Source organism: Ferdinandcohnia sp. SAFN-114 (assembly GCF_059415045.1).
In genome coordinates, this window is record NZ_JBPFDQ010000043.1 from 13,032 (window position 1) to 38,266 (window position 25,235).

General features: G+C 36.1%; 30 protein-coding genes. 7 read left to right on the top strand and 23 right to left on the bottom strand.

Going from position 1 to position 25,235, the window contains the following annotated elements; translation table 11 throughout:
- Positions 1 to 110: 110 nt before the first annotated feature.
- Positions 111 to 1,337 carry a dipicolinic acid transporter SpoVV gene (gene spoVV, locus ACR65M_RS14735; RefSeq protein ID WP_121449100.1) on the top strand — a complete coding sequence of 409 codons (1,227 nt, stop codon included), beginning with the start codon at positions 111 to 113 and terminating at the stop codon, positions 1,335 to 1,337.
- A 41-nt stretch (positions 1,338 to 1,378) separates the two neighbouring features.
- Here spoVV and coaD read toward each other — a convergent pair whose 3' ends face one another.
- From coaD to ACR65M_RS14750, 3 genes are all read right to left on the bottom strand, one after another.
- Positions 1,379 to 1,867, bottom strand: a complete 489-nt coding sequence (coaD, locus tag ACR65M_RS14740; protein WP_121449101.1) for a pantetheine-phosphate adenylyltransferase — start codon at positions 1,865 to 1,867, stop codon at positions 1,379 to 1,381.
- 2 nt (positions 1,868 to 1,869) lie between these two features.
- Positions 1,870 to 2,439 carry a 16S rRNA (guanine(966)-N(2))-methyltransferase RsmD gene (rsmD, locus tag ACR65M_RS14745; RefSeq protein ID WP_440273681.1) on the bottom strand — a complete coding sequence of 190 codons (570 nt, stop codon included), beginning with the start codon at positions 2,437 to 2,439 and terminating at the stop codon, positions 1,870 to 1,872.
- Positions 2,440 to 2,545: 106 nt separating this feature from the next.
- A complete protein-coding gene (locus tag ACR65M_RS14750) occupies positions 2,546 to 2,668 on the bottom strand; it encodes a hypothetical protein (protein WP_440273682.1) in 123 nt (40 codons plus the stop codon).
- Positions 2,669 to 2,845: 177 nt separating this feature from the next.
- Here ACR65M_RS14750 and ACR65M_RS14755 point away from each other — a divergent pair, with 177 nt between their 5' ends.
- Positions 2,846 to 3,235, top strand: a complete 390-nt coding sequence (locus ACR65M_RS14755; protein WP_341331985.1) for a DUF7147 family protein — start codon at positions 2,846 to 2,848, stop codon at positions 3,233 to 3,235.
- Positions 3,236 to 3,623: 388 nt separating this feature from the next.
- Here ACR65M_RS14755 and ACR65M_RS14760 read toward each other — a convergent pair whose 3' ends face one another.
- From ACR65M_RS14760 to ylbD, 5 genes are all read right to left on the bottom strand, one after another.
- Positions 3,624 to 3,899 (bottom strand): YlbG family protein, encoded by a 276-nt coding sequence (locus ACR65M_RS14760; RefSeq protein ID WP_099363114.1) that lies wholly within the window; start codon positions 3,897 to 3,899, stop codon positions 3,624 to 3,626.
- 134 nt (positions 3,900 to 4,033) lie between these two features.
- Positions 4,034 to 4,477, bottom strand: coding sequence for a YlbF/YmcA family competence regulator (locus ACR65M_RS14765; RefSeq protein WP_341331986.1), 444 nt, complete (start codon positions 4,475 to 4,477; stop codon positions 4,034 to 4,036).
- A gap of 62 nt (positions 4,478 to 4,539) precedes the next feature.
- Positions 4,540 to 4,923, bottom strand: a complete 384-nt coding sequence (locus tag ACR65M_RS14770; RefSeq protein WP_341331987.1) for a hypothetical protein — start codon at positions 4,921 to 4,923, stop codon at positions 4,540 to 4,542.
- Positions 4,924 to 5,016: 93 nt separating this feature from the next.
- Positions 5,017 to 5,256: a YlbE-like family protein gene (locus tag ACR65M_RS14775; protein ID WP_121449106.1), complete on the bottom strand. Its 240-nt coding sequence runs from the start codon at positions 5,254 to 5,256 to the stop codon at positions 5,017 to 5,019.
- Positions 5,257 to 5,275: 19 nt separating this feature from the next.
- Positions 5,276 to 5,665 (bottom strand): spore coat protein YlbD, encoded by a 390-nt coding sequence (ylbD, locus tag ACR65M_RS14780; RefSeq protein WP_341331988.1) that lies wholly within the window; start codon positions 5,663 to 5,665, stop codon positions 5,276 to 5,278.
- A 143-nt stretch (positions 5,666 to 5,808) separates the two neighbouring features.
- On the opposite strand from ylbD, the gene ACR65M_RS14785 reads away from it, so the two are divergent.
- Positions 5,809 to 6,306 carry a PaaI family thioesterase gene (locus ACR65M_RS14785; RefSeq protein WP_341331989.1) on the top strand — a complete coding sequence of 166 codons (498 nt, stop codon included), beginning with the start codon at positions 5,809 to 5,811 and terminating at the stop codon, positions 6,304 to 6,306.
- Between the two features lie 12 nt (positions 6,307 to 6,318).
- On the top strand, positions 6,319 to 6,684 hold the full coding sequence (locus tag ACR65M_RS14790) for a hypothetical protein (protein WP_440273683.1): 366 nt from the start codon (positions 6,319 to 6,321) through the stop codon (positions 6,682 to 6,684).
- Positions 6,685 to 6,706: 22 nt separating this feature from the next.
- Here ACR65M_RS14790 and ACR65M_RS14795 read toward each other — a convergent pair whose 3' ends face one another.
- From ACR65M_RS14795 to safA, 3 genes are all read right to left on the bottom strand, one after another.
- Positions 6,707 to 7,669 carry a CAP domain-containing protein gene (locus ACR65M_RS14795; RefSeq protein WP_341333549.1) on the bottom strand — a complete coding sequence of 321 codons (963 nt, stop codon included), beginning with the start codon at positions 7,667 to 7,669 and terminating at the stop codon, positions 6,707 to 6,709.
- Between the two features lie 208 nt (positions 7,670 to 7,877).
- Positions 7,878 to 8,303 (bottom strand): CBS domain-containing protein, encoded by a 426-nt coding sequence (locus ACR65M_RS14800; RefSeq protein WP_341331991.1) that lies wholly within the window; start codon positions 8,301 to 8,303, stop codon positions 7,878 to 7,880.
- 33 nt (positions 8,304 to 8,336) lie between these two features.
- Positions 8,337 to 8,900: a SafA/ExsA family spore coat assembly protein gene (gene safA / locus ACR65M_RS14805; protein WP_440273687.1), complete on the bottom strand. Its 564-nt coding sequence runs from the start codon at positions 8,898 to 8,900 to the stop codon at positions 8,337 to 8,339.
- A 226-nt stretch (positions 8,901 to 9,126) separates the two neighbouring features.
- Between safA and ACR65M_RS14810 the strand changes: the two genes are divergently transcribed.
- Positions 9,127 to 9,495, top strand: coding sequence for a YugN family protein (locus tag ACR65M_RS14810; RefSeq protein ID WP_341331993.1), 369 nt, complete (start codon positions 9,127 to 9,129; stop codon positions 9,493 to 9,495).
- A 163-nt stretch (positions 9,496 to 9,658) separates the two neighbouring features.
- On the opposite strand, the gene ACR65M_RS14815 is transcribed toward ACR65M_RS14810, so the two are convergent.
- From ACR65M_RS14815 to cyoE, 9 genes are all read right to left on the bottom strand, one after another.
- Entirely contained in the window at positions 9,659 to 10,024 is a 366-nt protein-coding gene (locus ACR65M_RS14815; protein WP_341331994.1) for an Asp23/Gls24 family envelope stress response protein, read from the bottom strand.
- 286 nt (positions 10,025 to 10,310) lie between these two features.
- Positions 10,311 to 10,820, bottom strand: coding sequence for a GNAT family N-acetyltransferase (locus ACR65M_RS14820; protein ID WP_341331995.1), 510 nt, complete (start codon positions 10,818 to 10,820; stop codon positions 10,311 to 10,313).
- Between the two features lie 124 nt (positions 10,821 to 10,944).
- Positions 10,945 to 11,406: a DUF420 domain-containing protein gene (locus tag ACR65M_RS14825; RefSeq protein WP_341331996.1), complete on the bottom strand. Its 462-nt coding sequence runs from the start codon at positions 11,404 to 11,406 to the stop codon at positions 10,945 to 10,947.
- Between the two features lie 38 nt (positions 11,407 to 11,444).
- On the bottom strand, positions 11,445 to 12,344 hold the full coding sequence (gene ctaG, locus ACR65M_RS14830) for a cytochrome c oxidase assembly factor CtaG (protein ID WP_341331997.1): 900 nt from the start codon (positions 12,342 to 12,344) through the stop codon (positions 11,445 to 11,447).
- Between the two features lie 145 nt (positions 12,345 to 12,489).
- Positions 12,490 to 12,816 (bottom strand): cytochrome c oxidase subunit IVB, encoded by a 327-nt coding sequence (gene ctaF, locus ACR65M_RS14835; RefSeq protein WP_121449116.1) that lies wholly within the window; start codon positions 12,814 to 12,816, stop codon positions 12,490 to 12,492.
- Between the two features lie 4 nt (positions 12,817 to 12,820).
- Positions 12,821 to 13,441 (bottom strand): cytochrome c oxidase subunit 3, encoded by a 621-nt coding sequence (locus tag ACR65M_RS14840; RefSeq protein ID WP_121449117.1) that lies wholly within the window; start codon positions 13,439 to 13,441, stop codon positions 12,821 to 12,823.
- Positions 13,441 to 15,315, bottom strand: coding sequence for a cytochrome c oxidase subunit I (gene ctaD, locus ACR65M_RS14845; RefSeq protein ID WP_440273684.1), 1,875 nt, complete (start codon positions 15,313 to 15,315; stop codon positions 13,441 to 13,443). Before ctaD ends, ACR65M_RS14840 begins: the two co-directional genes overlap by 1 nt.
- Before the next feature lie 32 nt (positions 15,316 to 15,347).
- The gene (gene coxB / locus ACR65M_RS14850; protein WP_341331998.1) at positions 15,348 to 16,424 is read right to left on the bottom strand and encodes a cytochrome c oxidase subunit II; all 1,077 of its coding nucleotides are present in this window, start codon (positions 16,422 to 16,424) and stop codon (positions 15,348 to 15,350) included.
- Positions 16,425 to 16,533: 109 nt separating this feature from the next.
- Positions 16,534 to 17,472 carry a heme o synthase gene (gene cyoE, locus ACR65M_RS14855; protein WP_341331999.1) on the bottom strand — a complete coding sequence of 313 codons (939 nt, stop codon included), beginning with the start codon at positions 17,470 to 17,472 and terminating at the stop codon, positions 16,534 to 16,536.
- A gap of 663 nt (positions 17,473 to 18,135) precedes the next feature.
- Here cyoE and ACR65M_RS14860 point away from each other — a divergent pair.
- The gene (locus tag ACR65M_RS14860) at positions 18,136 to 19,113 is read left to right on the top strand and encodes a COX15/CtaA family protein (protein WP_341332000.1); all 978 of its coding nucleotides are present in this window, start codon (positions 18,136 to 18,138) and stop codon (positions 19,111 to 19,113) included.
- A 77-nt stretch (positions 19,114 to 19,190) separates the two neighbouring features.
- Here the strand turns inward: ACR65M_RS14860 and pyc are convergent, their stop codons facing one another.
- The 3 genes from pyc to ACR65M_RS14875 all read right to left on the bottom strand — a co-directional run bounded on the left by pyc (position 19,191) and on the right by ACR65M_RS14875 (position 24,415).
- On the bottom strand, positions 19,191 to 22,631 hold the full coding sequence (pyc, locus tag ACR65M_RS14865) for a pyruvate carboxylase (protein WP_341332001.1): 3,441 nt from the start codon (positions 22,629 to 22,631) through the stop codon (positions 19,191 to 19,193).
- A 54-nt stretch (positions 22,632 to 22,685) separates the two neighbouring features.
- Entirely contained in the window at positions 22,686 to 23,900 is a 1,215-nt protein-coding gene (gene ftsW / locus ACR65M_RS14870) for a putative lipid II flippase FtsW (RefSeq protein ID WP_341332002.1), read from the bottom strand.
- Between the two features lie 233 nt (positions 23,901 to 24,133).
- Positions 24,134 to 24,415, bottom strand: a complete 282-nt coding sequence (locus ACR65M_RS14875; RefSeq protein WP_099363135.1) for an Fpa/YlaN family protein — start codon at positions 24,413 to 24,415, stop codon at positions 24,134 to 24,136.
- 220 nt (positions 24,416 to 24,635) lie between these two features.
- Here ACR65M_RS14875 and ACR65M_RS14880 point away from each other — a divergent pair, with 220 nt between their 5' ends.
- Entirely contained in the window at positions 24,636 to 25,127 is a 492-nt protein-coding gene (locus ACR65M_RS14880; RefSeq protein WP_341332003.1) for a peptidyl-prolyl cis-trans isomerase, read from the top strand.
- Positions 25,128 to 25,235 lie beyond the last annotated feature (108 nt).

Sequence of the window (25,235 nt, forward strand, 5' to 3'; positions counted from 1 at the left end):
CGACGTCAGAATTAAAGAAAAAGAATATTTCGAAAACTGTGGACTCTCTTATTCTATCACTTAAATGAACTAATTGTATAGAAAAGAAGACTTCTATAGGAGGAGTACCATTGATACGTTCTAGGTTCAAAACAGTAGCCATTGCAGCAGGAATAACCTTACTTACCATTGCACTAATTTATTTTCCAAAGGATTCACTCGAAGCTTCTAGGGTCGGTTTGGAAATGTGGTGGAAGATCGTTTTCCCATCCTTACTGCCTTTCTTAATCATTTCTGAATTATTAATTGGTTTTGGTGTTGTCAAATTTATCGGTGTCTTATTTGAACCACTAATGAGACCACTGTTTCGTGTTCCAGGTGTAGGTGGTTTTGCATGGGCGATGGGCATGGCTTCAGGGTTTCCTGCCGGTGCAAAGCTAGCTGCACGGCTAAGACAGGAGAAACAGATTACAAGGGTCGAAGCAGAAAGACTTGTTTCCTTTGCGAATGCATCAAATCCTCTTTTTATATTTGCCGCTATTTCTGTAGGATTTTTTGAAAACCCAAGGTTAGGCATCTTGCTTGCGGTCAGTCATTATGTCGGTAATTTTTGTGTCGGGTTAATTATGAGGTTCTATGGTAAAAAAGACGACGAACATACACCAAAAGATAAAGAGAAAAAGAGTATTATTGTTAAAGCCTTACAGGAACTCCACCGTACAAGATTGAAGGAAAAGAGGCCATTTGGTCAATTATTAGGGGATGCGGTAACCACCTCAATACATACCTTGTTAATGATTGGTGGATTTATCATTCTATTCTCTGTATTTAATAAGCTTCTCTCTTTAATAAATGTTATTGCCATAATTGGGGCAGGTTTATCGATATTATTAAAACTGTTCCAATTACCTACCGAACTTAGCATCCCGCTTATTTCCGGAATATTTGAAATTACAACGGGATCGATGATGACAAGCGAACTAGAACACATCGATTTACTTCCTAAAGTGATAGCTGTCAGCTTTATTCTTGGATTTTGTGGACTATCAGTTCAAGCACAGGTAGCGAGTATACTAGCGGAAACTGATGTGAGTTTTAAGCCATTTTTTATGGCTCGAATTATGCACGGCTTTTTGGCTGGAGTTATCACATTATTTTTATGGAATCCACTTTACGTGAAAAACAGAGGCTCGGAAGAAACATTGGGAGTCTTCTCTCCATTAATACCAGAGCATACCCCCTTATGGGTAGAAACGGTTTGGAGTGGTTTATTAACTTACGGACCGCTTTTTACCATATTATCTTTATTTTGTTATATCGGTATATATTCCATTAGAATGAAAAACCCTCGTATTTAAAATGCGAGGGTTTTTACTATTGGTATTAAAAGATATATAGCTTAATGATTGGTGTTAAACTTCTCCTTAAGTGCAAGTTCTACTGGCTTAGGTACAAGCTCTGAAATTTCGCCATGATACTTTGCAGCTTCTTTTACTATACTTGAACTCAAAAATGAATATTGGTTATTAGTCATCATAAAAAAGGTTTCGATTTCTTCATTTAAAATACGGTTCATTGAGGTGATTTGCATTTCGTACTCGAAATCTGAAACAGCACGAAGACCACGTAAAATCGCATTTGCTTTTTTCTGACTTGCATAGTCCATCAACAAACCTTGAAATGATTCAACCTCAATATTATGTATGTCCTTTGTGCTTTCTTGTAATAGTTCGATCCGTTCCTCTACTGTAAACAAAGGTTTTTTTGACGAGTTATTTAATACACATACGTAGATTTTATCAAATACTTTTGCGCCTCTTTTAATTATATCAAGATGCCCATTTGTTACAGGATCAAAGCTTCCTGGGCAAACTGCAATTCTTGTCATTTCTATTCCCCTTCCCATCCCTCTTCATATCTGTATAGTGATACACCAATGATTCCATACTCTTCATGCCGAACTAATTCTAGGTTACCAATTGACTTTTCGAGTAATACTTCTGAATCATGTTCTGCAATAACAACTCCATCACTTGTTAACAACTGATGTTTACTAATTTCTTCAATAAGTTCAGTTAATTTTTGCTGTTTATATGGCGGATCTAAAAAAATTACATCAAATTTAATGTCCCGCTTCACGATTGCTTTTAATGCTCGCACAGCATCATTTCGATATACTTCTGCTTGATCCAGAAGGCGACAAGTTTCTAAATTTCCTTTTATCGTTTGAATGGCTTTTTGGTCTCGATCAACAAAAATCATTTTGTCGATCCCGCGGCTGAGCGCTTCAATTCCAAGTCCTCCACTTCCACCGAACAAATCAAGACCAACTCCACCATCAAAATAAGGACCGATTATATTGAAGATAGCTTCTTTCACCTTGTCTGTTGTTGGGCGTGTAGACGTCCCTGGTACCGCTTTCAAGTGCAGACCTTTCTTTACCCCAGATACAACCCTCACTACTATCACCACTGTCTATGTAAAATGAATAACATTATCCTACCATAAACATTATCGTTTGTTAATCAATTAAGAAAAATTCGAAACGAAAGGCCAGTAAAAAATTTTACTTCAATAATAAAAATACGCCGGAGCATGTATACACAATTTTCAATTGGTCATAATTAGTAATAACAACATCATTCGAGGATGTTGTTGCCAACCGCGGAGAAGACTTACGTTTCCCCATAAGTTCTTCCTCCGGTTTCTCCTCTCCCTTTGCCTTCTTCCATGTGAACGGTAACGAAAAACATGGAATGGAAGGACCCTGCAAGTGACTTGCAGGGTTTTTTTGTTTGTAATTGTTAATTCCTATCAAATCGTGATACAGTAAACATGGAATATATGAAAGTAAGGGGAAATTAGTATGATACAACGCTTTATAGAGCTTGGTGAAGGATACTCTGATATTTATGAACTCCTGGAACTTATGAAAAATAATAGGAACAGAATCTCAAAGCTATTTGCCTTTAACACTACCGTTCAAGATAGGCAGCTATCCTCTTTAGCAATAGCTTTTCAACCAACAAATCCTGGTGATTTTCAAGCTATCTATATTTGTAGGGAAGGAATACCGAACCCGCAAATCAAACCCAATAAGAGGTACTCTCTCTTTGCAGAATTAGCTAGCGTTCTGGATTTATCCATTATTACACTTGACGTTAAACCATCCACCATGTTTAGTGAAAAAGAACTGTATTATCAACACTTAATTGGGATTCTAAGAATGAACCGATACATACCGCCAATGCAATAACAATATCTACACTTGGAGGCGTTATGCAAATAGTATGTGTTGCTGGCGCCTCGAGTAATGAATGTACGTTTCATCTTTCATACCCTCGCTTGTGTTACGACCATTGCATGAGGGTACGATTCACCCTTTTTCTTACCCTCACTTGCATTACGGACATTGATTGAGGGCACGAAGACCCTATTTCTTACCCTCACTTGCGGTACGACAACTGCTCGAGGGTACGACTAACCTCTTCACACCTCTCTTGGGTACCTCATTTTTTCGTTTTGATGGTCTTCATACCGAATCTTAACGCTTCAACATTCTTAACCTTGTATTCAGCTATAACTGACCTAGAGCTAGACAATAAAAAAAGCTTATCAAAAGCAGGATGCTTTTGATAAGCTTTTTATAGTCCAATCTTATAATCGTATTCCTTTGCGCGATCTGGTTTTCTGTTCTCGAATTCAATCTTTAAAAATGGTTTATATGATGGCTCTACTCTTTTTACGAAGGCAAGCGAATTTAACTTTTCTACGATTGAATCGGTATTTTCCATATCGTTATAAAGGACCACGTATTTTAGACGTTTTGATACATAGTGAATATTGCCAAATTTACGCAGCATTTTTGAATGCTTTAGCGAATGTAGCCAAACTATAATTCCTTGGCGTTGTCCAATCATAGTGTTTTCTCCTTATTTCAATAACTTTTTTATAGTGTAGCACAATGAGTTAAAATTTTACAATATGAAATAAAGTAGAAAACTTACTTTTTTCAGAAAATATGGGTAATATATTCATATTATTTGCTAAACTATTAATGACAACCACATGCGCCGCCGCTGCCACAGCCGCCGCCACAACTTGAAATGGAATCAAAATATGGGTTGCCTGTTGGCACTTTAATATGTTTTGATACAGCTCCCCCTAGTAACACGCTGATTTCATCAAGGACTTTTTGGAGATTATCTTCTGCTTTTTTAAAATCAGCAATGGTTTCATGAAGATCTAGCTTCCTTTTTAACTCTCTTGTCTCTTTTGAAACAGTTCGAAAATCAGGATGGTATTTCCCGAATCGTTGAACCTCGTCATATTTCTCCTTCATATTCTGAAATTCCGCGATAAGTTTTTGTGCTTCCTTATCCTTTTGTAATGTATATAAACAGCTGCGATATTCCTCAGCTAGTTCAGATTGTAGAATCATTGATGCTAGGCTTTCCGCCTCTTCAAGTATCTCAACTCTTTCAAGTGTAGCTATCAAAAAAAACACCTCCATAATCACTATACCATGATTCTTCACGAATCGCATCTTATGGAACTTTATTACTTTATTTGAAAATGAATCGTGTGTGCGAGATCGTAATTCGTTAAATCATTATGGACTACTTGAATTTTCAAGGTATGCTCACCCTTTGTTAGCCCTTTTATAATAAATGCAGCCGTGGATATCTTTTCTGTCCGTCGACCATCTACTATAACATTAAGATGGCCCTCACCTTCCTTCTTACGGCCACCACTTTGTTTAAATAAAAAATTTGAGATAATACATTCGAGATATACATCATTTCCCCTAACATGGTGATTCACATGCAGAGTTCGTTCTGATTGGATCGACAAGTTTTCAGTAATCATAGCCTCAACCGGAACTTCATGTATATAAAAATAAAGGAAACTTAGAAAAAAAAGGGATAAAACAATCTTGTACAACTTTCAACCACTCCTTTTTCCTAGTTTTTCCTATCACATAACAAATATCCTGCATTCCCTAAAAAAAGCGACTCTTAAAGAGTCGCCTTGCGTTTAATCGCTTTGTCGCATACCTTGATACATTTGTAGCATGAAAGAGGCCATTTCTAAAGACTGGTTGAGTTTTTGCACTTTATGTGGAAGAGTCTGTTTGAAATACAATTTTGACTCCATCTCAAGGCTCTGAAAATCATTAGGATTCCTGGTTAATTTTCTGTACCAAATTGGGTTTTGACGTACAAAAGTTCGAATTTGTTTTTTTGTTTTGAGGTACTCATAGGTATCTTTTCGCATCATGCTCCTCCCTTCTCACCTAATCTTTTCGAAAGGCAAACGGTTGAGTATGTCGGTGCGAAGACTGCCCTTGATTCTGCTTTTCTTCTCCACGAAACTGATGGATGACTGCTTGAATCGTTGAAATGGCTTCACTTACATTTGAGATTTGCTGCTGAAGATTATTCATATCTGCATTTTTAAAGGATGAAAAGATTTTTCCGATAAAATCTTCTTTGTCTCGTTCTTCTGTCTTACTGTTACTATTTTTATATTTCTTCCACTTCTCATCATTTTCACCAAGTATATACCAATCTTCGTATACTTCTTGCCAATTAAGTGCTCCTTTTCGCACTTCCTGAACTAGAATTGGATGTTTTTTTACAAAAGATTTAAATTCTTGAACGGACGGATGAAGTTTTTTTCCCATACCAATCACCTCTTTTTCATACGAATGCCTACTATAGTTTATCTTTAATAAATTGATTTGTTCGCCCATTTTAAATTGCACTAAGCCCAATATAATTGATAAAATAAGAATAATAAAAATATTATGGATTTGAGGTAAATATCATGGAAGATCGTATCTTACAAAAATTACAGACATTCTTCGTTGAAGCAAACGAAGAAGAAAAACAGGCGTTAGAAAGGGTAATTGATGCCGTAATTCGTAAACAAACAAAACAAAATGGATCATATATTGGTGGCATACTACAAACAAGTCGAAAAGTCCTTGATGATCTAACCTATGAAATTACCATTCCAAATACGGAGCTAATTCAAAACCCATTAAAAATCGTCCATGGGGGAATTACAGCAACACTCCTTGATTCTGCTATGGGTTCAGTAGTTCACAATGTCCTCCCACATGACAAAGCAGCTGTAACAACTGAAATGAAAATTAATTATGTGGCCCCAGGAATAGGAAAAGAATTCCGCTGTGTCGCACAAATGATTCATAGAGGTTCAAAAATATGCGTGACTGAGGGTAGAGTATTCCGGGATGATGGAACATTAATCGCTCATGCTACAGGCAGTTTCTTTATCATTGATCGTCCAAACAAAAAATAACGAGGTGTAGGAATGGTTACAGCTATTGTCATTCCACTCATTATTGTCTATTTTTATGTACTTTCAAAAAAGGAAAGAAAGAAATACGAGGAAAGCTGGAAGGACCTTGAAAAAGTAAATGAAGAAGCGGTAATCAAAGGTAGAATTATCAGTAAAAATGAAGAAAAGCAACGCTATTATTATCATAAATTCGTTCATGTGACTGAGTTAAAAATAAAAACGTCCACAGGTATTATTAAAGCAAAACGGATTATTCCACTAAGGGGTGAATATAAACCTGCTCAAATTAATTTAGGTGATGAAATTTCATGTATTGGTGAATGGACAAAAGATCATTTCCAGTTCAACAAATATCAAATCTTAGTAAATAATAAGTAAGCAATACACCTAGATGCATTGCTTACTCCCATTTTTGAATAAAGTTTTGCGTGTAATATTTTTCGTATACCCCTACCCCAAGAAAGTTGTAGTCCTCGCTTAATAGAGTCTCGCGATGTCCTTCACTATTCAGCCATCCTTCAACAGCTGCAATACCGTCAACATATTTTGCTGCAATATTTTCTCCCGCAAGTTGATAGGTCACATCCCCATTAGCGAGTCGGTCAGCTAGCCCCCCGTTTGTCGGCGAGGTATGGTCAAAATATTCATTTGTACTCATATCTTTACTATGTAAATAAGCAACGCTAGCTAACTTTTCGTCTTGTTTTAATGTATGAAGTCCATGCCTAGTTCGTATCACATTGGTTATATCTAAAATTTGGGCTGAGTTTCCTTGTTCTATTTCCTTCCATTCTACCTTTGAAACTTCTTTTGCGGAAAGTAATTCTCCTCGATACGCTAATTCATAGGGACGCAGCTTAATCAGTGTCTCCCCATCTAAAAAACGAATGCTCGAAATCTCATTCGTAAATGTATCCACATATACTTGTACATAAACATTCCCCATCGCAATCAAGGGTCTAGCCTTCATTTCTTCTTCAGTTAACTCAAATCGATATGGATTTTTATTCACATTCAAAGAGATTTTAGGTTTTATTAAGCCTTTTGAATGTAACTCTGCAACAGCTTGTCCAATTTCAAATGGTTCAACTTGTACATCATTTCCTGTTCCAAACACGGTAACAACACGATCATTTTCAATCCCCACCTGGATATAATTTTGAGGGGTAGAGTTGTACACCCACCAATTATAATCATAGGATGAACGGTCTATTCGGTCGGGCTCACCAAGTATTTCTACTATTTTTGAACTCTCCACTCCAATGTATGAATAGAGCCCTTCAAATTGATGAATCTCCTGTTGATAAGGTAAAGTGGTTTTTTCAGGATTTTCATGGCTTGATAACAACTTATAATTGTTCATTCCATTCACTATTTCTGTTCTTCCATATTTAATAGAAATATAATAAATGCTAGAAGCTAAAAGTATGATAGTAACTACAATCTTAGCTATTTTCAGAAGAACCACTTCCTAACATCAATCTTTTTCTATCATGTATATTAAACTTTTCCTAGATTTATGCGATTAATGTAAGAAGAATAAAACAGGCACCAATTTGGTGCCTGTTAATTTAGTGTAATTGGTCTTGTTCAGATATATCACTTAATGCTTCTCCTGCATGTGTATCAGACATTTTATTTGTTGCCAAGTCACCTAATGATACAATCCCAACTAATTGACCATTCTCAACAACTGGTAAACGTCTAATTTGATGTTTTGCCATCAATTCGGACGCTTGTTCAAGTGACGTATCAGGAGAACATGTAACAAGATTATCACTCATCACATTTGTTACTTGATTGGAGCCTGATCTTTTTTCAGCATACCCTCGTACAACTAAATCTCGATCAGTAATCATTCCGATTAATTTTTGATCTTCTAAGATAGGAATTGCACCAACATCTAAATCCTTCATTTTAACTGCTACTTCATACACATTATCAAGGGGAGTACAATATTCAACTTCAGTACTCATTACATCACGAACAGATTCCATTGTATCCTCCTTATTAACACTCACTTTATTATCTTATTTACCAATAAACATTTGTGTCCAATAATGTCTTTTTGAACCACCTTCTGCATACCCTACACCAATATGAGTAACATCTTGCTTTAGAATATTTGCCCGATGCCCAGGGCTGTTCATCCACGCATTTACAACTTCTTGAGGTGTTCTTTGTCCAGCGGCTATATTTTCAGCTGCTGTTCGATAAGAAATCCCAAAGTTGCGCATCATCGTAAATGGTGAGCCATATGTAGGTGAAGTATGGTCAAAATAATTTCGATCTCTCATGTCTACAGATTTATAACGTGCCACACGTGAAAGTTCCCAATCAACCTTTAATGCAGGTAATCCATATTTTGCACGTTGTTGATTAGTTAACGAGATAACTTGATTTTCAATGCTTTTAACATTTTCCAGAATTGGAATTGTTACCTTTTGACCAGGATAAATGAGGTTAGGGTTTTTAAACTGAGGGTTTGCTGAAATTATTTCAGACAAACCAACTTGATAGCGAACAGCGATTTTCCATAAAGAATCACCAGGCTGTACGGTATATGTAGTCGTACCTTGTCCATTTGCAATCATTGGACTACCTAAAATAAAAAATAAACCTGTAATGATTAAAAGAAATTTCTTCATCTTATCCCTCCTTTCCCTGTTAGTTTGACCAAATCTTTAAAAATTCCACATAAAATAATTTTTTATTTTTCGTGACATATTAATGTCAAACGTTGCAACTTGTATCTTTTCGTACTATTATTATACTGAGAACATATAAATCGTTGTTTGACGGTTTTTGGAGGGATATTAAATGAGATTTGAAAATACGGGGATAGAAAACGTAACAATTGAATTACCAAGATTAACTGACATAATGAGATCAGAAGGTTTTATTCTTGCAGGTCAGTGGGATTATGAGAGAATTACATACGACCGTAAATTTGAGATTAAAGGCGATATTTACTACCTTCGTGTACAAGGTCATGCAGTTGAGGGAGTAATCGAAGAAAATGCAACTGATGCAGTCATTAAACTACTAACACCTTTCGTTGGTAAGTACTATTATCCACATGGTGTTGAATATGGCGAAGATGAAGTTTTCCCTAAAACATTAGTAGATCAATGTGAACGCATCTTAGCGAAAGTGAAAGAAAATATAGATGCGGTTGTAAACGCATAATAATGAAAAGTGAAAGACGCCCGATTTTCGGCGACAAGCTTCAGACATTCGTAGACAGAAGGTGATTTTACCTTCCGAAGCGATTGACTAGCTTTAGAACCGATGGCGAATAGAACTAAACAAATTGCATATAAAAAGGAACAGTCAAAAACTGTTCCTTTTTTTACGTTGTTGTTAATGGTTGTGTATTAGTAAGCCCTTCAACTTTAATGGTAAGACTAGATAAACTAATCCCAGTCATACTTTTTATTTCATGCAAAATTGCTGCTTGCAGGACTTCACATGTCTTTTTGATTTCTAAGCCGTATTCAATGGCAATTTTTACCTCAAGGGCAATTCCTTCTTCTTCATTTTCGATTACGGTAATACCGTTTTTATGAAAATTCCGATTAAGAATTCCAGATACCCCATCCTTTAATCCTGATACAATCGTAACCCCTTCAATATCTTCGGCGCAAATTGAAGCAATCATTGCTAATACATCATTCTTAATATAAAGCGAACCATTTTCTAATGCTTTTCTTACCACCCCAACCACACTCCTTCTCAATTTCAAGACCACCATGGTTACTCCTACCATATGCATTAAGGAATGAATTGGGCACTAGTCTAGAAAAATCTTTTCATATTATTTATTACGCATATACGACTTACCGCCCTTTTATAAGTCTTACAGGAAGTGAGTCATAAGGATGTTGCTACAAGTGTGACGTTCTTAGTCTTTGGACTTACTGCCTCAAAAAGTTCCTCTGAAAAATTGTGGCATCCACCAGAGGCTTAAACATTTAGCAGAAGTTTTACTTTGCTAAATATAATTAAATAACTTTACGGAGCTCCCAAGTCAAAAACTTACCATCCTTTTTTGTACATCTCATTCCTAGCTTTTCAAAAAGTTGGATGGATTGATAATTACTATCACTACATTCCATAAGTACTTTTTTGGCATCCGCTTGTGTCACTAGCCAATCAATTAAAGCGTCCACCGCTTCATAGGTTAAGTTCGTTTTTTGATAATCTCGATTCATTGTATACGTCAATTGGACATTACCTTTCTTATCTGGTTTTCCATGAAGATAAATATCACCAATAATCCGTTTATCGGCATAATTAATGATTAACCATAAACCCCAGCCATACTGATTCTCATCCTTCTCAAGCTTTTCTATATAAAACGGAAGAATACCTGTTATTAATGGAGATGGCCAATTTTGTGGAATCGTTATAGGTGATCGTTTTTCAAGTTCTTTGCGATGAAAAACTAATGACTTGGCAATATCCAAAGAACATGGAACCAATAATAAGTTTTCTGTAAAGATCTCAATCATCCTTAACACTCCCCTCTAAGAAAGATAAAGTTATGTGCATAGAATAACAAAATAAAAAGGTGCTCTAGAATATTGTATTCTAGAACACCTTATACATATTACAAACAATCCATTCTACCATTTTTTAAAAACCTAAAATTGCTTTTAACATCGATGTTGTTTCTCCGCCCTTATAAAAGACATACAACAAGAGATAAACCGCTACACCTGTCAACGCTGTAAAAAACCATATGATACTTGTGATGGGACCCAGCTTACGATGCTTTGCAATTTTGTTTTTAAAGCCGAGGTATAATGTAATCACTCCAAATATTGCACCTGTTGTTGCCAAGAAAATATGAAAGATTAAAAATATCGTATAGTATATTTTAACATCGTCAGGCCCGCCAAATGAAGTATTTCCGACAAATACCGTTCTTGACATATAGATAATGAAAAAAATCAATGCAAAAATAGCAGCGGTCGTCATCGCTCTTTTATGTGCATCAATTCTTTTTTGTTTAATCAGATACCAACCGATGGCAACTGTTACTGCACTTAAAACAATAAAAGTGGTGCTCACTGTAGGCAGAATCGGTAAATTCATAGTAAACCTCTCTCACATCGTTCTCTCTATATTTTTGATTAGTTCGTTTGGGGCTTGAGTAATTGCTCCTCAAGTAATTTTTCTTCCTCACGTTCCTTACGAACCCATTCAAAGAATACTTTCCCTAGTAAAATCGCATAAACAAATTCTTGAATAATTTTCATAACAACCCCGCCAGTACGTTGGTCTTCAAGTGGAGGCATGAAATTAAACATCTCTGGCCCGGTAAGATTAAGACTGGCTAGCATTGAGGCTGGTACACAAAGCTCTAGAGCAGTTACCCATGACCCAAGCTCGGTATATGTTGAATACATAGCTACATCTGAAAAAATAATAAGTGCACATGCAGGTGTTAATAACATACCGTCGGCAAAAATATAACCAACTTTTTTAAGTCCACTCAACGTGTTCCACTCTTCTAATTTATTAACTAAAGGCCACCACATAAAAAAAGCAGCAATAAAAATAAATGTCGTTGTTGCAGCATGAATGAACACATTTGTCTTTACAAAGTCAAAAATGAGTGGGATATGATATAAGGAAAATGAACCGTTAAATACAACTAAAGCAATTAATGGCTTAGTGAAAAATCTAAAAATTGGCTTTATTACGTTGAAGTTTATAAAGGTTCTCCATAACCAATTAGGCACTCCCAAAATAAAAAAGGTCGGTACAATTAAATATAGTGTAGCCATTTGCGTCATATGAGCAGTCATAGTCATATGACCTAGTAAATCAATCGGACTTCCCTTACAAAAATAAAGCAGTGCGATTCCGATCACAAATAAAATCTTTGTTTTTATTGAAGTAGGTTCAGAATGAGCAAAACGATGTCTCCATGGACCAACAATCATAAAATATAGAATCGTAATGACGATAAGCGATACTAAAAAATAGGGACTCCATAATGCCCGAAAACCAAAGATATCGATAGACATCTCTATCTCACCTCTCTTAATAATATAAACAATGTACACATACTATTAATTATACCTTTAGGGAAATAGTCATGCAAACAAACCATTTATGAACTTTTAGTGTCTAAAAAAAGAAAGCCGGCATTATACCGACTTTCTCCTACTTTTACCACCAAATAATTGTTGTGAAGCAAAGAACAGTTACAGCAGCGATTAATATTCCTGAGAACAGGAACATTTTTGGTGCTTCATGTCCTTTATGATTCATATGCATGAAATAATACAATTGTAAAATAACCTGAATCACTGCTAGAAGTAAAATAAATGGTACAACGAACCATGGTGAAAATTGTTCAGACCCAACTGCTATAAATGCAATGATAGTAAGGAAAATCATGAGAGCAAAAGAAATAACATGCTGCTTCATTTCTTCCGCACTCTTTCTTCTGCGATAGGCTAAATCAACATTTGTGTTATTAGTATTATTTGCCATGTGTTTATCCCACCATTCCCATTAAATATACAACAGTAAAGATGAACACCCATACTACGTCTATAAAGTGCCAGTAAAGGCTGAAGACATAAAACTTAGGTGCATTGTATAGATCTAATCCACGGTTAGCGTTTCTAATCATGATTGTTAGAGCCCAACATAGTCCAAATAGTACGTGAGCACCATGAGTTCCAACAAGTAAATAGAATGCAGAACCAAATGCACTGCCCGTGATTGTATGACCTAAATGTACATAATGTTTAAACTCATAGATTTCTAATCCAAGGAAAGCTGCACCTAGAAGTACAGTTAGCCCTAACCAAAGTTGCATTTTCTTAAAATTAAAGTTCTTCATATGGTACATAGCGTACACACTAGTTAATGAACTTGTTAAAAGGATCATTGTCATTGTAAAAGCAAGTGGTATCTCAAACAAATCTTGAGATGATGGTCCTGTACCATTACTTTTGTTTAGTGCTAAATAAGTTGCAAATAGGGATGCGAATAAAACTGTTTCTCCTCCAAGGAAGAGCCAAAAACCGATAAACTTATTTTTACCTTCAAGGGTCGCTTTTTCAGGCTCTGCAGGGAAAGTTTCAGCTGTTAATTTTTCTTCTGCATGCATTATGCCTCAACCCCTTTCTTGTCATCATCATCCATTAAATCCGCTTTGTGAATATGGTATCCATGATCATCAATAATTGAACGTAGGAACATAGCCCCAAAAGTAATAATTCCACCAATGATCATGACTGGAACTGACCAGCTTGCGCCATCTGGATGGTGTAAGAAACCGAATGCTGCAATGAACAGTCCTAAAGATATGATGAATGGTAAGATTGAACGATTTGGCATATGAATGTCTCCAAGTGGTTCAGCTGGAGTCATTTCTTTTTTACCTTGCATTTTTTCAACCCATAAAGGATCTAATCCACGAATTAAAGGTAATTGCTTAAAGTTATATTCTGGTGGTGGTGATGCAATAGCCCATTCAAGTGTACGGCCATCTCCCCACGCATCTGCTGATGCTTTTTCCCCTTTAATTGATGTGATTACAACATTGTAAAGAAGAACAATTACACCTAATGCCATGAAAATAGCACCAATTGAACTGATTAAGTTTCCAAGTTCCCAACCATGGTTTGGTAAGAATGTGAATACACGACGTGGCATACCCATTAAACCAAGGAAATGTTGGATAAAGAAAGTTAAATGGAAACCAATTAAGAATAACCAGAAAGTTACTTTTCCAAGAGTATCGTTAAGCATTTTACCAAACATTTTTGGCCACCAGTAGTGTGCCCCTGCAAATACTGCAAGTACAACCCCACCTACGATTACATAGTGGAAGTGAGCAACAACGAAGTAAGAATCGTGGTACTGATAGTCTGCTGGTGCAGATGCTAACATAACCCCTGTAACTCCACCCATGATGAATGACGGAATAAATGCAGCTGCATATAACATTGGTGTTGTAAATTTCAATGAACCGCCCCACATTGTAAAGAGCCAGTTAAAGATTTTAATACCAGTCGGTACAGCAATTGCCATTGTAGCAACCGCGAAAATTGCGTTCGCAATTGGTCCTAGACCTGTTGTAAACATGTGGTGAGCCCACACCATGAATCCTAAGAAACCAATTAATACTGTTGCGAATACCATTGAAGAGTATCCGAATAGTCTTTTTCTTGAGAACGTAGCAAAAATCTCTGAGAAAATACCAAACGCTGGAAGAATTAAGATATAAACTTCTGGGTGACCGAAGATCCAGAATAAATGCTCCCAAATAATTGTGTTTCCGCCCATTGATGGAACGAAGAACGCAGTACCAAAGATACGGTCAAACATCATTAATAACAACCCAACAGTTAATGGAGGGAATGCGAATAATATTAATGCTGATGCAACAAACGTAGTCCATGTAAATAATGGCATACGCATATAAGTCATACCAGGTGCTCTCATAGTGATAATTGTCGCTAAGAAGTTAATACCACCTATTAAAGTACCAATACCTGAAATTTGAAGACCAAGTACATAGAAATCAATACCATGACCTTCGGAATGTAATGCTAGTGAAGCATATGAAGTCCAACCTGCATCAGGTGCGCCATCCATAAACCAACTTAAGTTTAAGAATACCCCTCCAAAGAAGAATAACCAGAAACCTAAAGCATTAACAAATGGGAATGCAACGTCACGTGCGCCAATTTGAAGCGGCATGACAGCATTCATAAATCCTAATAATAACGGCATGGCTGCCAAGAAAATCATTGTTGTACCATGCATTGTAATGATTTCATTAAAAAAACCAGCAGTTACAAAATTATTGTCTGGTACAGCAAGTTGAATTCGAATAATAAGAGCTTCGATTCCTCCTAAAAGGAAGAAGAATCCACCTGCTATTAAATAAAGCTTAGCAATCTTTTTATGGTCAACGGTTGTTAAATAATCCCATAAAGTAGCGCCAAACCCTTTTTTCTGAGCTACAGTACTCACAATGTGACCTCCTTATTCAATTATTTCTTATCTTAATCTTCGACACTAAGGCCCATTAGATATTCAGCTAAAGCATCTAAATCTTGATCTGATAAACCTTTATTATCATAGGTTCCTGTCATGTTGTTACCCGGCTTAATTGACTCAGGATCCTTCAACCAATTTTTTAAATTTTCTTTGTTGTATTCTAATTTTCCAGCAATACTAGAGCGATCACCGAAGTTCGCTAAGCTCGGTGCTGTTGGACGCTTTTCACCTGGATTGATTGCATGACAAGAGATACAGCCGTTTGCACTGAATAATTCTTCCCCAGCTTTTGCAACATCATTCGCAGGAACATGTTCTGCATCCTTAGCTACAACCATTTTGTCGATCCACTGATCAAATTCAGCACGTGGAACTGGTTTTACTTTGAAATCCATTAATGCATGGGAAGGTCCACAGAGTTCAGCACACTTACCATATAATAAGCCGCCAGCTTCATCTGTACTCTTAGAGTTAAACTCTAGCCAGAATTTGTTTGTGTTATCTGTGTTTGTATCTAGTTTTCCACCTGCAGCTGGAATCCAAAATGAGTGTTTAACATCAGAAGAAATAAGTTCAAAATATACTTTTTCGTCAGTAGGAACAACTAACTCTTGAGCAGTGACAATACCATGGTCTGGGTATTCAAATTCCCACCAATATAGATTAGCAGTTACTTTAACTACTACTGCGTCCTCGTCTCTTGTCCCCTCTTCCATCGCTTTTACGTCAGCTAATTCAAAAGTAGCAGATACTGTTGGAACTGCTAATACTAAAAGTAAAAGAATCGGTATAACAGTCCAAATGATCTCTAAAGTGTGATTTCCTTCGACTTGCTTAGGAATCTTGTTTTCATCACCTTTTCTACGTCTGAATTTTACTAAGGCGATAACGAAGATAATTGTAACTACTGCAATAACGATGACCATGATCAATGTTGCTAGGATCATTAAATCGTACTGCATTTTCGCAACTTCCCCTGCTGGGGAAAGTGCAGAAACGAATGGTTCCCCACACCCTGCTAACAGCAGCGCCATGAAACTAAACAGTGTGAACAAGCGCACTTTTGGTAGCCATTTTTTCATAGCTTAATCAAACCCCTCTTTCAATAATATTTTGCTACTATCTTTATTGATAAAGATATTAAATCCTTCTACTTGTATATAGAAGAATTATTTATATTTTGAAACCCACTTACACTAATGTAACGATTATCATTGTTACAAACATAATCGTTAAGTAGTTAAGTGAGTAAACAAACATCTGTTTTGCCCATTTGATATCATCTTTCTTTTTAAAACCACTAATACCGAGGACTAACCACCCGATATTTAGGAGGGTTGCAATTGTTACAAATAGGCCTCCTAAAGAAAACATATAAAATGGAAGTGGGATCAAGCATAGAACCCAAATCATGATTTGTCTCTTTGTCATTGCAAACCCATGAACAACCGGCAACATCGGAACTCCCGCAGAACGGTATTCTTCAACTCGTCTCATAGCAAGTGCTAAAAAGTGCGGCGGTTGCCAGATAAACATAATAAAAAACAAGAGCCACGCTAGAACGTGTAATTCTGGATCAATCGCTGCCCACCCAATAAGAGGAGGTACAGCCCCAGATATACTTCCAATTACGGTATTAATTGTATATCTACGTTTTGACCACATTGTATATAAAACGATATAAGAGAAAACCCCAATTAATCCAATCACTGCAGCAGTAACTGTAGTGAGAAGTAGAAACCCAGTTCCTATTAGTATGAGTATTAATCCCAATACTAAAACATGTTTAGGATTAATTCTACCGGTTACAGTTGGACGTACTTTTGTACGTTCCATTACATGGTCAATATCTCGATCATAATAATTATTCACCGCACAGGAACCAGCTATAACCAACGCAGAACCAACTAGCGCATATATAACGATATCGATTTCCTGCAAAAAGCTTTGACCCGTAAAGAACAAGGCAAGCCATACACCCGTAAAGGCGGTTATTAGATTGGAATTTACAATCCCAATTTTTATGATTGCTAGGAAATCCTTAAAGGCAGTGGTTCGATATTCCTGATCACGATTTTTTTCATTCTGTATCTTTTCATCTGCACTAAGTACAGACCTTGTCGTCGTCATCATGAAGCCTCCTTATTTTAATAACGATACTTTCAAACATTGCATACAGCAATCTTATCAGCCTCATTCTTTTCAATTAATGAACGTGATACCATCATTCTGCACTATCTTCAATCTTAAAAAACGCAATAATAAAAATAAAGCGTTTTCGAGATGTGAGGTATGTATAAAAAGTACAAGTTTTATGTTATCCAGTTTATTATGTTGTAGATATTATAAATTATATTAAAAAATACCCTTTCTGTATATTAAATCACATTTTTTAGTTTTTTTGTGAACATTTAGTTAATAATTTATGACTTTTTTGTGACCTTTAAATGACCGCAAAACCGCTATTTAAACACTATTATCACTATATTAATAGTGTTAATCCCTTGTTTATAGCTACTTGTCGAAATGTAAAACAATTCCCCTATCTATTTCTAGCAAACTCCTTCATAATTTTCAACCTTTTTTACTACAATAATAAATTTTTTTCAATTTCATGCGGGTTGTAAACAAATCGTAAATTGTGTAATATCGATAATAGTGTTCCTTTGAAATTTATCTATTCTTTAGGTATGATAAATATCGTAAAAATATAGGTAGAATATAGGGACATCTGCAAAGTAAAGTTAAATACTAGACAATGTTATAGTTTTATAAAAGTAAGAAGGTGATTTTTTGAGCCGTTCATTAAAATGGTTATCGGTTTTAACAACGATCGGTATGCTATTTGTGTTAATCGGTGGTGCTCTTGTAACGAAAACAGAGTCAGGAGCTGGTTGTGGAGATTCATGGCCATTATGTCATGGGCAGTTAATCCCTGAAGAAATAACATTTGAATTAGTCATTGAACTAAGTCATAGGGTTGTTTCTGGAGTAGTAGGGATTTTAGTATTAGCTCTATCTATTTGGTCTTGGAAAGCAATCGGTCATATTAGAGAAACGAAATTTTTAGCATTTATATCTTTCTTTTTCTTAGTTTTACAAGGACTGATTGGTGCTGCAGCAGTTATGTGGGGGCAATCTGATATCGTACTGGCCCTTCATTTCGGGATTTCGCTTATTTCCTTTGCTTCTGTATTATTATTGACGTTACTTATTTTCGAGATTGATAAAAAGTTTGATGCCGACTCACTGGTGATTGACAAAAAACTACAAACTCAATTTTACGCCATAACAATCTACAGTTTAGTTGTTGTATATACCGGTGCACTCGTGAGGCATATTGGCGCTTCTCTTGCTTGTCCCGATTGGCCTGTGTGTACTTACAACAATATCGGCTTCCCCACTCAAATTCATGAATGGGTTCAAATGGGGCATCGGGCATTAGCTGGTGTATTATTCATTTGGGTATTGTACCTTTTCATCCGCATTTATAAGCACTATAAGCATGAAAAAGTTCTCTATCGCGGCTGGATGATTGCTCTTGGTTTAGTTTCTATTCAAGTTACTTCAGGGGCCGTCATTATATTTTCCAGACTAAATCTATTTATTTCTCTAGCACACGCTTTATTTATTGCTTGTTTATTTGGAGTATTTAGTTACTTCATTCTATTATCTTCAAGAAGCAAGAAAAATGAAGTGGCACTAAGATTAGAAGCTGAGAAAGCGAATGAAGACTCTATAAATGGAAATCAAACAATTACAGTGCAATAAGCTAAAAATCCGAGGATGCTCTCCTCGGATTTTTTGCATAATTTAAGCCCCAAAGTAAACTTTGGGGCTTTCTTTGGTTATTTTGTAAGTTCAAGTAAGAGATCGCCTGTTTGAATAGCTTCACCGTTTGCAACGTGAATATCCTTCACTATTCCAGTGTAAGGTGCTTGTACAGTAGTTTCCATCTTCATGGCTTCTGTAATCATGAGATGGTCCCCTTTATTCACCTTGTCACCTTTTTCAACTAATACTTTTATCACCGTACCTGGCATTGTTGCGCCAATATGGTTTTCATTATCGCGATCAGCTTTTAGCTTCGCCACAACTGTTGATTTAATATTTGTATCTTTAACGATTACTTCACGTGGCTGACCATTCAATTCAAAATAGATAACCCTAGTACCATCTGGTTGAGCTTGACCTACTGAAACAAGCTTAACAATTAATGTCTTTCCTTGTTCAATCTCTACTTCAATTTCTTCTCCAAGTCTCATTCCATAAAAGAAAGTAGGTGTATCTAACATTGAAATATCGCCAAATTGCTCAAACATTTTTTGATAATCCATAAATACCTTTGGATACAACGCGTAAGAGATCATCTCTTTATTCGTTACATCGCGGTGTAAGCTATGTGTTAAAGTATCTTTTATCTCGCTAAAATTAACAGGCTCTAGTAATTCTCCAGGGCGAACTGTAATTGGTTCGCGTCCTTTAAGGATAATTCGTTGAAGTTCCTTAGGGAAACCACCATGAGGTTGACCTAAAAATCCTTCAAAGAGTTCAACTACTGAATCAGGGAAATCTAGTGTTTCTCCTCTTTCATAAATATCATCTTCAGTGAGATTGTTTTGAACCATGTAGAGAGCCATATCTCCAACTACTTTTGAAGAAGGGGTTACTTTAACAATATCTCCAAACATATCATTTACACGACGATACATTTCTTTAACCTCTTCCCATCTTGTACCGAGGCCAACTCCCTTAGCTTGTTGTTGAAGGTTACTATACTGTCCTCCTGGCATTTCATGCTGATAGATTTCAGTATGTGGCGATGTCATCCCACTTTCGAAATCTTGATAATATTTACGAACTCCCTCCCAATAACGTGCAATCTCTTCATATGCCGTTACAGAAAGTTCAGGTTTTCTAGCTGTCCCTTCTAATGCATATAATAATGAGTTTGCACTTGGTTGAGACGTGAGGCCAGCCATTGAGCTCACTGCTACGTCAACAATATCAACTCCAGCTTCAATTGCTTTTGCATACGTAAATAGTCCATTCCCACTCGTATCATGTGTGTGTAAATGAATAGGAATTGAAACTGTTTCCTTCAATGCAGAGATTAAAGTATAAGCCGCTTGTGGCTTAAGTAATCCTGCCATATCCTTAATTCCAAGCATATGTGCACCTGATTGCTCAAGCTCCCTTGCTAATTCTTTGTAATATTGTAAATCATATTTTGAACGTGTTGGATCTGTTATGTCACCTGTATAACAAATCGCAGCTTCTGCAATTTTTCCATTGTTACGAACAGAATCGATAGCAAGTGTCATACCCTTAACCCAGTTCAAGCTGTCAAATATACGGAATACATCAATTCCTGATTCTGCTGATTCTTTTACGAATTCACGTATTAGATTATCTGGGTAATTTTTGTAACCAACCGCATTTGATGCTCGAAGCAACATTTGGAATAAAATATTTGGTGCTTGCTTGCGTAATGTAGCAAGACGGTCCCATGGTTCTTCATTTAAGAAACGGTATGCCACATCAAATGTTGCTCCACCCCACATCTCAAGTGAGAATAATTCTGGTAATAATCTTGCAGTTGGATCTGCAATATGCTTAATATCATTTGTCCTAAATCTAGTTGCTAGTAATGATTGGTGTGCATCACGGAATGTTGTATCAGTGAAGAGAACTTGTTTTTGTTTTTTCACCCAATTCACTACGCCTTCTGGACCATGTTGGTCTAGAATTTGTTTCGTTCCTGAAGGGACTGGTTCATTATGTTTTACTTTTGGTAAAAACGGCTTATCAAACACAGGCTTTCTTTTCTTTTCAACACCAGGGAAACCGTTAACAGTTACATTTCCGATATAGGAAAGCATTTTTGTACCACGGTCCTTTGGTTTAGGAAAAATGAATAGCTCAGGTGATGAATCAATAAAGGATGTATCGTATTCTCCGGATAGGAATTTTTCATGTTTAACAACGTTTTCTAAGAACGGGATATTTGTTTTAATTCCACGGATTCTGAATTCCTTCAAGTTTCTGACCATTTTGGATGCAGCTTGTTCAAAAGTTAAGGCCTGAGTAGATAACTTAACTAATAAAGAATCATAATATGGTGTGATAACTGCACCTTGGAACCCATTTCCTGCATCAAGACGAACACCAAATCCGCCACCACTTCGATAAGCACTAATTTTACCTGTGTCAGGCATAAAGTTATTTAATGGGTCTTCTGTTGTAACACGGGATTGAATTGCATACCCATGTGTTTTGATATCTTCTTGTGCTGGAATGCCAATCGCATTACTGTGTATCGAATGACCTTCAGCAACTTGTATTTGTGTTTGTACAATATCAATACCTGTAATCATTTCTGTAATTGTATGCTCAACCTGTACGCGCGGGTTTACTTCAATAAAGTAAAACTCATTATTCGCAACTAAGAATTCAACAGTTCCAGCATTCAAATACTGTACATTTTTCATTAATTTAACAGCAGCTTCACAAATATCTTGGCGTAATTTCTCTGTTAAAGATACACTTGGCGCTACTTCAACAACTTTTTGATGGCGTCGTTGAACAGAGCAATCGCGTTCATATAGATGAACAATATTACCTTGACTGTCACCGATAATTTGAACTTCAATGTGTTTTGGATTTTCAATAAGCTTTTCGATATAGACTTCATCATTACCAAATGCAGCCTTAGCTTCTGATTTAGCACGTTCGTATGACTCTTTTAATCCTGCCTTGCTACGGACAATCCGCATTCCACGTCCGCCACCACCAAGAGATGCTTTGATAATGACTGGATAACCGTGTTCTTCTCCAAATCGCACTGCCTCTTCCAAATTCTTCAATGGTCCATCACTACCAGGAATAACTGGGATCTCCGCTTTTTCCGCTTGATGTCTAGCTTTTACCTTGTCTCCAAACATATCTAAATGAGTAGATTTAGGTCCAATGAAAATAATATTCTCTTCTTCACATCTTCTTGCAAAATCAATATTTTCAGATAAGAATCCATAACCTGGATGAATCGCATCTACGTCATTTTCTTTTGCGATTTCAATAATCCCTTCAATATCCAAATATGCATCAATTGGTTTCTTTCCTTCACCAACTAAATAAGCCTCATCAGCCTTATATCGATGATAAGAGCCTGCATCTTCCTTCGAATATATTGCAACTGTACGAATATGCAACTCCGTACAAGCCCTGAATACACGTATTGCGATTTCTCCCCGATTGGCAACTAGTACCTTCTTGATGCGTTTCTCCATATAAATCCTCCTTTAAATAAGAACGTAAATTTATCATCAACATATAGATAATGGTTATCTATAAGAGACATAGTTTTTTTGATAAGTACGAGCTGGTTGATTTTGTGGCTTCTTTTCTTTTGTACTATACATAGAATGATAGTTTGTAAACATTGAAACATTGATCAGAATCCCCATGGATGCCATTAATAGCAATAATGAAGAACCTCCATAACTAATAAATGGTAATGTAACTCCAGTGATCGGAATAAGTCCTGTCAAACCACCTAAATTGATAAAAGTTTGAATGGCAACCATAGATGATATACCGACTGCAAGTAAACTACCAAATGGGTCAGTACATTTTCTAGCAATTTGAAATCCTCGTAAAACAATATATGTTAATAATAATAATACAAATAATACTCCAAATAAACCTAATTCCTCTGCAATAACTGCCATTATGAAATCTGTATGGGCTTCAGGGAGATAATTAAACTTTTGGATACTTTGTCCAAGCCCCAGGCCTTTCCACCCACCAGCTCCTAGAGCAATGTATGAGTTTACCAATTGATAACCATTTTTTTCATCCTCAAATGGATGCATAAAACCTAAAAAACGGCCCATTCTGCCTTCAGATAATATCCCATCTGATAAAATATATAATAATGGTGATAAAATAACTGCTGTTATTAGGCCAAGTAATATCAACTTTCCTAAGCTTCTTAGATTCATTCCTGAACATAAAATAATGGATAAAGCAATTAATCCTATAATAAAGGCCGTTCCATAGTCAGGCTGGATTGCTACTGTCATACATATACAGAGAGTAAAAATGATTGGCGGCATAACTGCTATACCAAATTGGTTGATATATGCTTGTTTCTTAGAATAGACTGCAGCAAGATAAATAATAACACTTAGCTTTGTAAACTCGGAGGGCTGAATCCCCCTTGCTCCTACCATTATCCAGCTTTGTGCATTATTAGCTGTGTGTCCAACGACAAATACTAATAAAAGCATCGCAACTGAACCTAGGACAATTATAAGAAGAATTTTTTTTGTGGCATATAGTTTATAAGGTAGAATCATGGTTACAAAAAATGCAACTGCACCTACTAGTAAGGCCATTCTTTGTCTATCAAAAAAGAATGATGGGTTTTCTCCAAACTTAGGGGCTGAGGCAATGACCATGCTTGCACTATAGACCATGACTAGTCCAAAACAACATAAAAGAAAAACAGCAAGGACTAAAGTATAATCATATGATTTTAAAATTTTCTTGAGCATTGGGCATCTTCCTCTAAATAGAAGGTATAATTATTTATTGTACTATATTTTTGCAATATATATTGCAAAAAACCTCCATTTTCTTTTAATCTTATAAACTATTAAAACAATATTAAGTGAAATCCTTTAATAAAAAATACTGTAAAACGGGAAAACTGTAAACCCAAATTATAAAAAAACTCAAATTATCCTAAAGTCATGATAATTTGAGTTAATTTATCTATAGATTTTTCCTACTTTCGGGTAGAAGCTTCATGTAGAACGGATAATTCACGCTCAAGTTTTGAGATGAGCTCTTTACCTTCATTGCTCTCTATTAATCCCAATCTTACCGCAAAGTCTATTTCTCTGGATAATCCGAACATTTGCGTATCCAGTACTTCTTCGTATAATGGGCATTGAGGCATAGTTAAATTATCCATTTGAACTTTAATAAGTTTTAATATTTTTTCAGCATCTGCTTGTAGTAAAGACAGTGCTTTTTCACGGTGATTCACCGAAATCTCTGAAGTCAATTCATAACCCCTCCGTTTGCGAAGCGATACCTAATCCTATCTATAAATATTAACCTGTATACAGTAAAATTGCAAGAATAAATAGAAAAGACTAGCACTCTTATAAATGGAACTAATTAACAATTAGGCAATTATCAGGTTTCACTCCAATAATAAAAGTCTGATACTTCCTATTACGTTTCAAAACCTCTATAATATGAATGAAAGGAATGATTTATCGATGATTATTATGATTGAAGGAAAGACTAAGTATAACATTACACTTGATCCTAGTGTGTGGATTTTTGATGATCGTAGAGTAGATTTACTTACATATTTCGATTCAAATCAAAAAGTGGAAGAAGATTTAAGCGAATACACAAAGTCAGTTTCAAAGCATTGGGATAGAGAAATCCGCGAAGGTGCGATTTACCCTCCTACTCTCAAAACAGAAAAGAAGTTTTTGAAAGAAAAAATATTAACCGGTACATATGGCATTCCATTTTGTGATTTTATTAAAAATGCAGAACCGTTAGAAGATGCCACAACCTTAAAAATTGTACAAAAAGAACAAGAAACTAAGATTCCATTAAGTGAAGCATATGATGCTATCCTTGGGTTTTCAAATGTAGGTAAACCATTACGTGAAGATGGTCCTGTCCATTTTTATTTTGGAGATGGTTCAAACCGTGAGAACCCAATAAAACATATAACTCGTTTTATCATTGAATAATTCAGAAATACGTAAGCGATATCCTCAACACCGACTAGCGCTGGAACCTCAACGAGGATGGTATGGCCACAGCAGGATGGTGAAGCCTGACTCGGGAGGCAATGCATT

Excerpts from the sequence above, each read along its gene's own strand:
- coaD (WP_121449101.1), bottom strand. The coding sequence starts at position 1,867 with ATGACAAGAATTGCAGTTTGCCCAGGAAGCTTTGATCCTGTAACAAAT.
- ACR65M_RS14750 (WP_440273682.1), bottom strand. The coding sequence starts at position 2,668 with ATGGGGAAACGTAAGTCTTCTCCGCGGTTGGCAACAACATCCTCGAAT.
- ACR65M_RS14755 (WP_341331985.1), top strand. The coding sequence starts at position 2,846 with ATGATACAACGCTTTATAGAGCTTGGTGAAGGATACTCTGATATTTAT.
- ACR65M_RS14760 (WP_099363114.1), bottom strand. The coding sequence starts at position 3,899 with ATGATTGGACAACGCCAAGGAATTATAGTTTGGCTACATTCGCTAAAG.
- ACR65M_RS14775 (WP_121449106.1), bottom strand. The coding sequence starts at position 5,256 with ATGCGAAAAGATACCTATGAGTACCTCAAAACAAAAAAACAAATTCGA.
- ylbD (WP_341331988.1), bottom strand. The coding sequence starts at position 5,665 with ATGGGAAAAAAACTTCATCCGTCCGTTCAAGAATTTAAATCTTTTGTA.
- ACR65M_RS14785 (WP_341331989.1), top strand. The coding sequence starts at position 5,809 with ATGGAAGATCGTATCTTACAAAAATTACAGACATTCTTCGTTGAAGCA.
- ACR65M_RS14790 (WP_440273683.1), top strand. The coding sequence starts at position 6,319 with ATGGTTACAGCTATTGTCATTCCACTCATTATTGTCTATTTTTATGTA.
- ACR65M_RS14795 (WP_341333549.1), bottom strand. The coding sequence starts at position 7,669 with ATGAACAATTATAAGTTGTTATCAAGCCATGAAAATCCTGAAAAAACC.
- ACR65M_RS14800 (WP_341331991.1), bottom strand. The coding sequence starts at position 8,303 with ATGGAATCTGTTCGTGATGTAATGAGTACTGAAGTTGAATATTGTACT.
- safA (WP_440273687.1), bottom strand. The coding sequence starts at position 8,900 with ATGATTGCAAATGGACAAGGTACGACTACATATACCGTACAGCCTGGT.
- ACR65M_RS14810 (WP_341331993.1), top strand. The coding sequence starts at position 9,127 with ATGAGATTTGAAAATACGGGGATAGAAAACGTAACAATTGAATTACCA.
- ACR65M_RS14820 (WP_341331995.1), bottom strand. The coding sequence starts at position 10,820 with ATGATTGAGATCTTTACAGAAAACTTATTATTGGTTCCATGTTCTTTG.
- ACR65M_RS14825 (WP_341331996.1), bottom strand. The coding sequence starts at position 11,406 with ATGAATTTACCGATTCTGCCTACAGTGAGCACCACTTTTATTGTTTTA.
- ctaG (WP_341331997.1), bottom strand. The coding sequence starts at position 12,344 with ATGTCTATCGATATCTTTGGTTTTCGGGCATTATGGAGTCCCTATTTT.
- ctaF (WP_121449116.1), bottom strand. The coding sequence starts at position 12,816 with ATGGCAAATAATACTAATAACACAAATGTTGATTTAGCCTATCGCAGA.
- ACR65M_RS14840 (WP_121449117.1), bottom strand. The coding sequence starts at position 13,441 with ATGCATGCAGAAGAAAAATTAACAGCTGAAACTTTCCCTGCAGAGCCT.
- coxB (WP_341331998.1), bottom strand. The coding sequence starts at position 16,424 with ATGAAAAAATGGCTACCAAAAGTGCGCTTGTTCACACTGTTTAGTTTC.
- cyoE (WP_341331999.1), bottom strand. The coding sequence starts at position 17,472 with ATGACGACGACAAGGTCTGTACTTAGTGCAGATGAAAAGATACAGAAT.
- pyc (WP_341332001.1), bottom strand. The coding sequence starts at position 22,631 with ATGGAGAAACGCATCAAGAAGGTACTAGTTGCCAATCGGGGAGAAATC.
- ftsW (WP_341332002.1), bottom strand. The coding sequence starts at position 23,900 with ATGCTCAAGAAAATTTTAAAATCATATGATTATACTTTAGTCCTTGCT.
- ACR65M_RS14880 (WP_341332003.1), top strand. The coding sequence starts at position 24,636 with ATGATTATTATGATTGAAGGAAAGACTAAGTATAACATTACACTTGAT.